The following is a 10,335-nucleotide window of genomic DNA, read 5'->3' on the forward strand; positions in this document are numbered from 1 at the left end:
GGCCGAGCCCGCGCAGTTGCGGACCCGGCCTTTCCGAGTCATATAGATGTGACGTTCAATCCCTTAGGTCGATTAGGCCTTGGCGGCCTCGGCGCCTGCGGGAGCCTCGGCAGCAGCAGCGCGACCATACTCGGCCTTGCCCATCTCGGACCACTCGGGCTCCTCGTCGGGCATGGAACCGGCCTCCTTGCCGAAGAGCTCCTTGAGGCAGTTGACGGCAACGATGAGGCCCAGGACCATCAGCAGGACGGCAAAGACGAGCTGCAGGCCCTTGGTGGCGGCGACGGAGACGGCGGCCGTAGTGGCGGTAGCCGGGATGGTACCGAAGAAGCCGTAGGCCTGGACGGCGGTCATGCAGCCCATGGCGCTCTGGACCAGCGAGGTAAAGGTGCAGCAGAGCAGGAAGGCGACGGGCACGTAGAGCATCCAGCCCTTGCGACCGGTGCACTTGCAGAACACGGCAAGGGTGATCATGGTCATGCCGCCGAGCAGCTGGTTGGAAGCACCAAAGAGCGGCCAGATGTTGGCATAGCCACCAAAGGCGAGGGCGAGGCCGGGGAGCAGGGTGACAACCGTGGCGAACCAGGGGTTGCCGAGGACCTTCATGTAGCCGGCCTTGGACTCGATGGCCAGGGCGTCGTTGGTCTGGGCAAAGAACTCGGAGAACGAGGTGCGGGCGATGCGGGCGACGGCGTCGAGCGAAGTCAGGGCCAGAGCGGAGACGTTCATGGTCATAAAGACGGTAGCGAGCGTGCCGTCAACGCCGAAGGCCTGCATACCGCGAGAAATGCCAGCAGCGAAGATCTGGAACGGGGTGGAAGCGACGCCGGCGTTGAGGGCGCCGGTACCGGCAGTGTTCATGTCGGAGAACATGATGCCGGCGACGATGATGGCGAGGATGCCGACGAAGGACTCGACGATCATGGCGCCAAAACCGACCTTGACGGCGTCCTGCTCCTTCTCGACCTGCTTGGAAGAGGTGCCCGAAGAAACGAGGCTGTGGAAACCGGAGAGAGCGCCGCAGGCAACGGAGACAAACAGGACCGGGAACATCATGCCCGAGGCATTGCTAAAGCCGGTGAAAACCGGAGCGGTGATGGTGGCCTGGCCGTTAACGCCCAGGACGACGATGCCGAGGACAGCGCAGACAATCATGACGATCATCATGATGGAAGTGAGGTAGTCGCGAGGGGTCTTGAGCATCTGGATGGGCATGGCACCGGCAAAGACCAGGTAGACCATGACGACGGCGAACCACTGGAACTTGTCCAGGTAAACCGGGAACTGCATACCGACGGCGAACATGAGGACCATGAGCACCACGCCGGTGACGAACTCGGCAGCGCCGGTGAGGTTGAACTTCTTCTGAGCCCAACCAAAGGCCATGGCGACGAAGGTGAACAGGATGGAGATGGTACCAGCGCAGCCAGCGGCATAGGACTTGGTGAAGTCGATGGCACCGGTGGCAGCGCCAGAGGCGTCAACGACCGGGGTGAACATGAACGTCTTGCAGACCATGTCGGTAAAAGCGGCGATGACGATGATGCAGAACAGCCAGCAGAACAGCAGGAACAGGCGACGGCCGGTCTTGCCGATGTACTTCTCGATGAGCTGAGCCAAGGACTTGCCGTTGTTCTTCATCGAAGCGTACAGGGCGCCAAAGTCGTGAACGGCGCCAAAGAAGATGCCGCCGACGAGGACCCAGAGCACGACGGGCAGCCAGCCGAAGGCCATGGCGACGATCGTACCCGTAACAGGGCCAGCACCGCAGATCGAGCTGAACTGATGCGAGAACGCGGTGAAGGCGGAGACGGGCGAGAAGCTCTTGCCGTCCTTCATGCGCTTGGCAGGCGTGAGAGCCTCTTTATCAACGCCCCACTTGTTAGCCAGCCAGCGGCCGTAGCCCAGATAGCCGCAGGCGAGCACCGCCGCGGCCACAACCATAAGCAAAACTCCGTTCATTACATTTCCTCCTCTAAAAAGAACTTCCTAGACATAAAAAATGAGGGCCGTCGGTTGCGCTCGACGGCCCTCATCTTCATCAGCCGCCCGTTATCGTACGGGCTAGCTGTATGTGCTAACCCGCATCAGATAATTACTACGCTGATAATGTTTAGCTGATGCGTGAACATGTCTAAGAAATCCTCTTCAATCATGATGCGAACGATCCGTGCGTGTTCACATCCCCCAGTGGATGAAAAGGAGTATGAAACTTTAGTTGCCTAAAGTCAACGCAAATATGTAATGGATTTTCAACTTTATTTGAATTTCTCGGTATAAAACGTCACTGACCTCGGACTTTACCGAACGACAGTTTTTGCTTGAGAGATGCTCCTCGGGGGCGGGGCGGGCGCCTGCCGCCATATATGAACTTTCCTGCTCGGGCAGTCCTGCTCACGACGGAGGCCACATTAAGTGGCCTCCTGTTCGTGCGGAACTCGCGATAAAGTTCATATATGGCGGCAGGCGCCCGCCCCGCCCCCGAGGAGTTCCCATCCCAAATCTCAACTCTGTTATCATAATTACGATAATATCCTGATAGCTCAGGAGGTAGCTGTGAATATTAGGCCGGTCTCAGATCTTAGAAATCACTACCCGGATGTTGAACGCGAAGTCGAACAGGAGGGTCCGGTTTTTCTAACTAAAAACGGGCGGGGCTCTATGGTCGTCATGAGCTTTGAGCAGTACAAGTCACTGAGCAATACAATCGAGAGCGCACTTGATGCCGCTGATCGTCAGGCTGCCAGCATGCAACTTCGCTATACACACGACGATGTCTTTGGCCCTGTCAGAAAAATGCTCGACGGCGGTCTCGATGAACAGGCACTATAAGCTCCGCTATCTTCCCCTATTTTGGGAGGACCTCAGCCAAGCAGCGTCATATATCGCCTTTGATCTCAATAACCCCGCTGCAGCAAATAGGCTTGTCGACAATGTTGAAGCAGGCATACTCGAGCATCTCAAGAATCCAACCATGTCACCAACATACCCTTCGACAAGAAGACGGTTGCACCCGTATTACCGCTTCTACGTTGGCAACTACATGGTTTTTTATGTCGTCATCGACGACGTCATGGAAGTCCGCCGACTGCTATATAAAAGCCGAGATATTGAGTCGATTATCAGGTAGGTTTCTCTCAGCTAAAGCACGCCGTAAATTCGACGCAGGCTGGCTAACCTTGCCGGACGTTGTCGACGCCGATCCAGCTCAGTAGCTGCATAGATACAGAAAGGTTCCCGACGCTGCCCGGGCGCCAGCGGCCGCATATGAACTTTATCGCGAGTTCCGCACGAACAGGAGGCCACTTAATGTGGCCTCCGTCGTGAGCAGGACTGTAGAGCAGGAAAGTTCATATGCGGCCGCTGGCGCCCGGGCAGCGTCGGGAACCGCGCCCATACGACTACAGCGTCATGTTTGGATCGGCGTCGACGTCGAACGGCGAGATTTCACCTCGGTCGAATTTGCGGCGAGCGACCTCCGCAATCATGGCGGCGTTGTCAGTACAGGCCGAGAGAGGCGGCACCGTTACGCGAATCCCCTGACGCCCGAGTTTCTTAATCATCATCTCGCGCAGATGCGGGTTGGCCGAGACGCCGCCACCGATGCAATACTCCTTGCACCCGGTGGCGTGCAGCGCGTTCTTGGCCTTCTTGTACTGCACGTCAAAGACCGCCGCCTCAAACGAAGCCGCAAGGTCGGGCAGGTGAATCGTGCGCCCAGCCTTGGTCTCCTGCTCAATATAGAGCGTCACCGCCGTCTTGAGGCCCGAAAGCGAGAAGCGGTAGTCTCCCCTGCTGTTAAGCGCACGGGGAAAATCGATCGCGCGGGGATTGCCCGTCTCGGCGAGCTTGGAGATGATGGGGCCGCCGGGATAGCCCAGGCCCAGCGCCTTGGCAACCTTGTCGAAGGCTTCGCCCACGGCGTCGTCCAGCGTCTCGCCAAGCACCTCGTAGTCGCCCCATGCCTTTACGTGCACGAGCATGGTGTGCCCACCCGAGACAAGCGTAAAGATAAACGGCGGCTTAAGGTCGGGCTGCGCCAGCAGGTTGGCGAACAGGTGACCCTCCAGATGATTGACGCACACGAGCGGTTTACCGGCAGCATACGCAAAGCCCTTGGCAAAGGCGACGCCCACCACCAGGGCACCCACCAGGCCTGGGCCTTGCGTCACACCCACGGCGGCAAGCTCACTTGGCGCAATCGCTCCACCCTCAAGGCCAAGCGATACCGCGGCATCTTCAAGCGCCGCATCTACGACACTCACAATCACCTCGACATGCTTGCGCGAGGCGATCTCGGGCACCACGCCGCCAAAGCGAGCATGAAAATCAATCTGCGTCGACACCTGGTTGGCCAGCATATTGCCGTCCGCATCGATAATCGCAACAGCCGTCTCATCGCAAGAGCTCTCGATGGCAAGAACTAGGCGACGGCGCTCGATTTCGGCACGCTCCTCGGCGGTGCGCTCGGGCTCAGGCAGCGGCCAGACGCGCTGCTCGGCAGCCGTTGGCTCGGGCGAGGCATTGTCGAGAGGAAGCACCAGGGGCAGCGACGCCGTCATGACGATGGCGTCCTTGCCGACGCCGTAGTAGCCACGGCGACGACCCGCCTCGGCAAAACCCAAGGCGCTATAGAGCGCAATCGCACCCTCGTTGCCGTCCTCAACCTCAAGCGAAGCAGTGGTGCAGCCGAGCATCTGGGCGTCATAGCTCACGTGCGACAGCAGCTTGCGGGCAATGCCCTCGCGACGATGAGCAGGATCAACCGCGACGTCCATAATCTGAACGTCACCGTCGACGACCATGCCGCCGGCAAGTCCCAGCAGCTGAACGTCGTCGTGCGCCACCCACCAGCTACGCGGAGCGGCAACGCCCTCGCCCAGCTCGGACAGGAACATGCCCGGCGTCCACGCCTCGTGTCCGGCGCCTTCAAAGCAGGCGGCCTCCAATGCGCTCGCGCCCTCGGCATCCGCCGCGCCCATGGGACGGAACTGCAGATGGCGGCCGGCGAGCTCGTCGGCAACACCCGTAATCTCGCTCTGGGCGCTCTCGGCAAGCCCAAGGCGCTTGCGCTCATTTTCCTCGGCATCCGAAAGACGCGTGTAGATCGGCAATACGCGAGCCGGATTACCGTCGCCCGCGGCGTGCGCCATCAGAAGGCCCTCGCCCGAGGGCCACCACAGGTCTCGCTCCACGCAGCGCGCAGTCTCGTCCTCACTCAGCAGCTTGCCATAACGTACGAGACCGTCACCAGTCAGCTTAACCTGGCTCCAGTCCGCGGCCTGGCGCCACTCATCAAGCGCCACGGCGGCTTTGACCACGTGTTCGCGCTCAAACAGACGCTCGGGACCTTCGTCCCCCAGCACGTACAGAGCCGGATACACCTCGCCACGCATGGCGTCGGCAAGAACACCAAGCTTGCCGCGCACGCCAGCCTTCCACGCCGTCCAGGCGCAAGCGTCAAGTGTCGACACGCCCAGCAACGGCACGTTGGCACCGCGCGCCAGACCCTTAGCGGTCGAGATGCCAATGCGAACGCCCGTAAACGAACCCGGGCCGCGTCCAACCACATAACAGCCGACATCGCCGCGATTCAGCCCGGCCTGCGCCAACACGCCATCGACAGTATTCACAAGTTCCACGTTGGCATGGCGACGACACAGATGGTCCCCGCTCACCAGCTTCGCCTCGCCCGTCTGCTCATCAATCCAGCTTGCCGCGCAGGCAAGCATGTCGGTCGAAGTATCGAGCGCCACTACCAGCGCGTTGTCGTTATGCAAGCTCATCTTGAACAGCCTTATCAATCAAATCGAAAAGCTCCGTCGCGCGCTCGCCGTGCGCCTCGAGCGCGATCGTTCGCACGTCGCTATCGTCCTCATCGCGCCTAAGCGTCACCGAGAGATACTCATCCGTCAGCTCGTCCTGAAACTGCTCGCCCCATTCCAACAGGCAAGCGCCCTCATAGCCGAGCACGTCAAAAATGCCCGTATCCTCGAGCTCGTAGGCATGCTCCAAGCGGTACAGATCAAAATGGAACAGCGGAATACGCCCCTGGTCGTGAACGGCCATGAGCGCGAACGTAGGACTCGTGACCATATGCTCATCGCCCAAGCCGCGCGAAACGCCCTTGGTAAAGTGGGTCTTTCCCACGCCCAAGCCGCCGGTCAGTATCAGCACATCGCCATTTTCTAGACACGGTGCGACCAACTCGCCAAAATGCTCCGTATCGGCAGTACGAGCCGTTTTGTAGGTACCTAGCCCCAGGCGCTCCAGGGACATATACGCTCCTTATTATTCCGAGGCGCCCTCTGGCGCGGGGTGTCGCACCAGATAGTCGCCCAGCATCTTAAAGTCTTCCTCCAGCAACTCCTGCCACGCCGGATTGCGCAGCGCCGCCGCGGGATGAAACGTCGGCATCACCACAAAGTGCCCCATCTGATGGAACCTGCCGCGCAGCTTGGTAATGCCAATCTCGGTCTTGAGCACAAAGTGCGTTGCGGGATTACCGAGCGTCACGATGATATCGGGCCAAATGCTTCGAATCTGCTCGCGCAAAAACGGTGAGCAAGCAAGTACTTCCTCGGGACGCGGATTGCGGTTTCCCGGCGGGCGACATTTAAGCACATTGGCGATATAGACATCTTCACGCTTAAGGCCCGCCAGGGACAGAATGCCGTTGAGGTCTTCACCCGCCGCCCCCACAAAGGGCTCGCCCTGTAAATCCTCGTTACGGCCCGGCGCTTCACCAATAAACATCACGCGAGCGCGGGGGTTTCCCACCCCAAACACGATATTGTGGCGCGACTGGTAAAGCTGGCAAAGGTGGCAATCACCCAGGACGGCCTCGATCTCCTCGAGTGCAACTTCGCGCGGCGCCTGATGGCTATGGCCGGGGATGTGCATAACGCCCATAGCGGCCCCTACACGTAGACCTTGTCGAGACGCATGCCAAAGCCGCAGGCGACCTCGTAGTTAATCGTGCCGCGCAGGCGCGCCATCTCATCCATGGTAATCTCGGCATCGCCATCGCGACCGATAATTATCATCTCGTCGCCATGTTCGGCCTCGGGAATCTCGTGAGCCGGGTTGGACTGAATGGCAACCATAAACTGATCCATGCAGATATTTCCGACCTGACGCACGCGCTCACCGCGATACAGCACGTCCATACGATTGGAAAGCGTGCGCGAAAGGCCGTCGGCATATCCGATCGGCAGTGTGCAGATCTGAACGCGTGTGCGCGGTACGCGGTAGGTAAAACCGTAGCCTACGCCCTCGCCCATCGCAGGATGCGCCACGCGCGTCACGCGCGCATGAACGCTCATAACGGGATCAAGCTGCATCACGCGGCCGCTCAGCTCGCACGGCTGCATGCCATACAAGCCAACGCCAGCGCGAATCATATCAAAATGCATCGAGGGGTCGAGCATCGAGGACGGCGTGTTGGCACAGTGCACGATACCGCACTCAAAACCCGCATCCTTAATGGCCTGAACGGCCTCGGTAAAGCGCTGGCACTGCAGCTTGTAGTCCCAACCCGATGGTTCGTCGGCCGTGGCAAAGTGCGTAAATACGCCGTCGCACTGAATACCGCGATGGAAATTAATACCGCGGACAAAGTCGAGCACCTGCGTGTAGTGAACGCCGATGCGGTTCATACCTGTCTCGATGGCAAGATGATACTTGCCCACCTTGCCCGCCGCGACGGCACATTCGCCATACGCAAGGGCAAAATCGGACGTATAGACCGAGGGCATGATATCGAACTCGAGCAATGAAGGAATAGCCTCGATGGGAGGCTCGCTTAGAATCAAGATGGGCTTGGTGATTCCGCCCTGGCGCAACTCAATACCCTCGCTGACCGTCGCCACGGCAAACATGTCGGCACCGGCCGAATACATGATCTTGGCGCACTCGACGGCTCCATGACCATAAGCATCGGCTTTAACCACGCAGCACAGGCGCTGACGCGGATCTAGCAAGTTCTTATAGGCCCTCGTATTGCGGCGGAGCGCCCCGCGGTCGATCTCGACCCAGGACCAACGCGTCAAATCGGCTTTATTCATGATTAGTCATCCGACCCTTCGTCCATGATTCCCAGATCATCGAGCGCATCCTTTGCCGCCAATTCCATGGCGGGACCGATCAAGTCGATAAGATCGGTCGCGATAACGCTCTTCTCGCCATACTCCGTCGCCGCAGCAAAGCCGGCATAGCTGTGGAGTGCGACGGCATACGAGTACAGCAGCTCCCAACGGTCCATCTCGTCACGCATGGTCGCAAGCGTTCCTGCAAGGATACCTGCGAGGACATCACCCGAGCCAGCGGTCGCCAACGACGCCGGGCCCGAAAGCGGCAGCAGCACGCGCTCGACGCCGCAAATGGCCGTCGTCGGGCCCTTAGCGATAACAACGAGATTATCGGAACCGGCAGCCCAGACAATCTTTTGAGCAGCGGCAATCGCAGTGCCAAGATCATTGACCTCGTCGCCGGCAACGAGACGCGAAAGCTCGCGATAATGCGGCGTCATAACGAGCGGCTGCTCGCGACGGTACATCTCGGGATTACTGTCGATGCCGTCGATTGCAATCTTGGCAAGGCAGTTGAGCGCATCTGCATCTAGGATAAGCGGCACATCGAGATCAAGCAGGCCCGAAACGACTTGCATCGATCCGGCAGACGTCGTCATGCCAGGCCCGCACACAACGCAGCTGTACTTCTTAGCAATCTCGCACACTGTCATACGCGCAGCGGCACCAAATGATCCACGGGAATCAGACGGAATGGCGAAAACGGGAATCGACGGGAGCGCCATACGAATAAGGTTGGCGCACGCATCGGGCGTCGCAACGGCCACATAACCGGCACCAGCACGAGCGGCAGACTTTGCGGCCATGATGGCGGCACCAGGATATTGTGCCGACCCGGCAACGATGAGCGCGGAGCCGCGCGAATACTTATCGATATTCGTGGGCAGCGGGGCAAAGTAGTCCACCAGATCACCGGGCTCAACGATCTCGGCAGCATGATCGACATCATCGATGACTTCGTCGAGGCGGTCGTACAGACCGCCACACACCAGGTCGCCAGCATACTCCGGACCGTCTGCGCTGTAGAGGCCGATCTTAGGGGCAATCATCGTCACGGTACGCTCGGCACGGATGCAGTCGTCATCCACAACGCCCGTCTCGGCATTCAGGCCCGAGGGAACATCGATAGAAACAACGTGATCGGCGCACTCGTTAACCGTAGGAATCCAAATAGAAAACGGCGCACGAAGGTTGCCGTGAAAACCGGTACCAAAAATAGCATCGACCACGACATCCGCTTTGTTAATGAGAACCTCTAGCTCGTCTCGCGAAGGCCCAACGCACACATGAACGTCGCGACCGGCGGTGCGACGGGCAACATGACGAGCAAGGGCAGCAGGAATCTCATCCGGCTCAACTGGAGAAACGATATCAACATCAACGCCCTTATGGGTCAGGATATCCGCAGCGACCCAACCGTCACCGCCATTGTTGCCAAAGCCGACCAGCACAAGAACGCGATCAGGGTTGAGCTTTAAAATTTCGTTGGCGGCAAATTCACCTGCCAACTCCATGAGCTCGGCCTTCGAGGTGCCCTCGCGCTCGATGATATCCTCGAGGCGAACGACTTCCTCGGTACTCAAAACCGGTTTCATCTATGCTCCTTGCGTATCTTGCGGATCATCGATCAAATGCTCCGACAAAGCAGATTGTTGCAGCTGTTCAAGCTCATCCAATACAGAACGAGCCTCTTTAAATGTCTGGGCAACGCGCTCCTTGGTGCTCATTTTTTCTTCCTTAGGCTTAGGTCGAGCATCCTCGGTGATCGCAATGGCATTAGCGACAGCCAAGTCACCCGTAAGGGTAATAGAAAGAGCAACCTCGACAACACCCAAATCCTGGGCGATTTCGAGAGCGCGACCAGAAAGCAGAGCCTTTGGCTTGCCGAGCCTATCGCGTGTTACGGAAACGTCCTTACGTCCAACGCCCTGACTAAACCCCGTTCCAAGTGCCTTAAGTACCGCTTCGCGAGAGGCAAAGCGGCTGGCATAATGAGCGGCAGGGCGAGACGACGCATCGCAATACGCACGCTCTTCATCGGTAAACACGCGCCGGGCAAACGACGGCGTCTTCTCAAGGATTGATTTCATTCGGGAAATCTCGACGATATCAACGCCGATACCAGCTTCAGCCATGTTCACCTCCATGCTACACAGACTACGATATTGTAGCCCGTTCAAAGAAGATGCGACAAACGAGGGTTATAAAACACAGCTACTATGTGAGACAAATTGCCTGAGAAACG

9 protein-coding genes are annotated in these 10,335 nt (G+C 58.8%); 2 read left to right on the forward strand and 7 right to left on the reverse strand.

What is annotated here, in order from left to right:
- Window positions 1-72: 72 nt before the first annotated feature.
- Window positions 73-1,962 (reverse strand): carbon starvation CstA family protein, encoded by a 1,890-nt coding sequence (locus ACQRAQ_RS07140; RefSeq protein ID WP_427794386.1) that lies wholly within the window; start codon window positions 1,960-1,962, stop codon window positions 73-75.
- Window positions 1,963-2,556: 594 nt separating this feature from the next.
- Between ACQRAQ_RS07140 and ACQRAQ_RS07145 the strand changes: the two genes are divergently transcribed.
- Window positions 2,557-2,832, forward strand: a complete 276-nt coding sequence (locus tag ACQRAQ_RS07145) for a type II toxin-antitoxin system Phd/YefM family antitoxin (protein ID WP_427794387.1) — start codon at window positions 2,557-2,559, stop codon at window positions 2,830-2,832.
- The gene (locus ACQRAQ_RS07150; protein ID WP_154515154.1) at window positions 2,816-3,130 is read left to right on the forward strand and encodes a type II toxin-antitoxin system RelE/ParE family toxin; all 315 of its coding nucleotides are present in this window, start codon (window positions 2,816-2,818) and stop codon (window positions 3,128-3,130) included. Before ACQRAQ_RS07145 ends, ACQRAQ_RS07150 begins: the two co-directional genes overlap by 17 nt.
- 271 nt (window positions 3,131-3,401) lie before the next feature.
- Here the strand turns inward: ACQRAQ_RS07150 and tsaD are convergent, their stop codons facing one another.
- Genes tsaD through acpS form a run of 6 tightly spaced genes read right to left on the reverse strand, consistent with a single transcriptional unit; the run spans window position 3,402 to window position 10,225 of the window.
- Window positions 3,402-5,786: a tRNA (adenosine(37)-N6)-threonylcarbamoyltransferase complex transferase subunit TsaD gene (gene tsaD / locus ACQRAQ_RS07155; protein WP_427794388.1), complete on the reverse strand. Its 2,385-nt coding sequence runs from the start codon at window positions 5,784-5,786 to the stop codon at window positions 3,402-3,404.
- Window positions 5,773-6,279, reverse strand: a complete 507-nt coding sequence (tsaE, locus tag ACQRAQ_RS07160; protein WP_427794389.1) for a tRNA (adenosine(37)-N6)-threonylcarbamoyltransferase complex ATPase subunit type 1 TsaE — start codon at window positions 6,277-6,279, stop codon at window positions 5,773-5,775. Before tsaE ends, tsaD begins: the two co-directional genes overlap by 14 nt.
- A 12-nt stretch (window positions 6,280-6,291) precedes the next feature.
- On the reverse strand, window positions 6,292-6,912 hold the full coding sequence (locus ACQRAQ_RS07165; protein ID WP_427794390.1) for a uracil-DNA glycosylase: 621 nt from the start codon (window positions 6,910-6,912) through the stop codon (window positions 6,292-6,294).
- Window positions 6,913-6,920: 8 nt separating this feature from the next.
- Window positions 6,921-8,066: an alanine racemase gene (gene alr / locus ACQRAQ_RS07170; RefSeq protein WP_154515162.1), complete on the reverse strand. Its 1,146-nt coding sequence runs from the start codon at window positions 8,064-8,066 to the stop codon at window positions 6,921-6,923.
- A gap of 2 nt (window positions 8,067-8,068) precedes the next feature.
- Complete coding sequence (locus tag ACQRAQ_RS07175) at window positions 8,069-9,685, reverse strand: NAD(P)H-hydrate dehydratase (RefSeq protein WP_427794391.1); 1,617 nt, start codon at window positions 9,683-9,685, stop codon at window positions 8,069-8,071.
- On the reverse strand, window positions 9,686-10,225 hold the full coding sequence (gene acpS, locus ACQRAQ_RS07180) for a holo-ACP synthase (RefSeq protein WP_427728961.1): 540 nt from the start codon (window positions 10,223-10,225) through the stop codon (window positions 9,686-9,688).
- Window positions 10,226-10,335 lie beyond the last annotated feature (110 nt).

Origin of the sequence: Collinsella sp. SGI.178, assembly GCF_050313495.1 — a bacterium.
GTDB lineage: Bacteria > Actinomycetota > Coriobacteriia > Coriobacteriales > Coriobacteriaceae > Collinsella.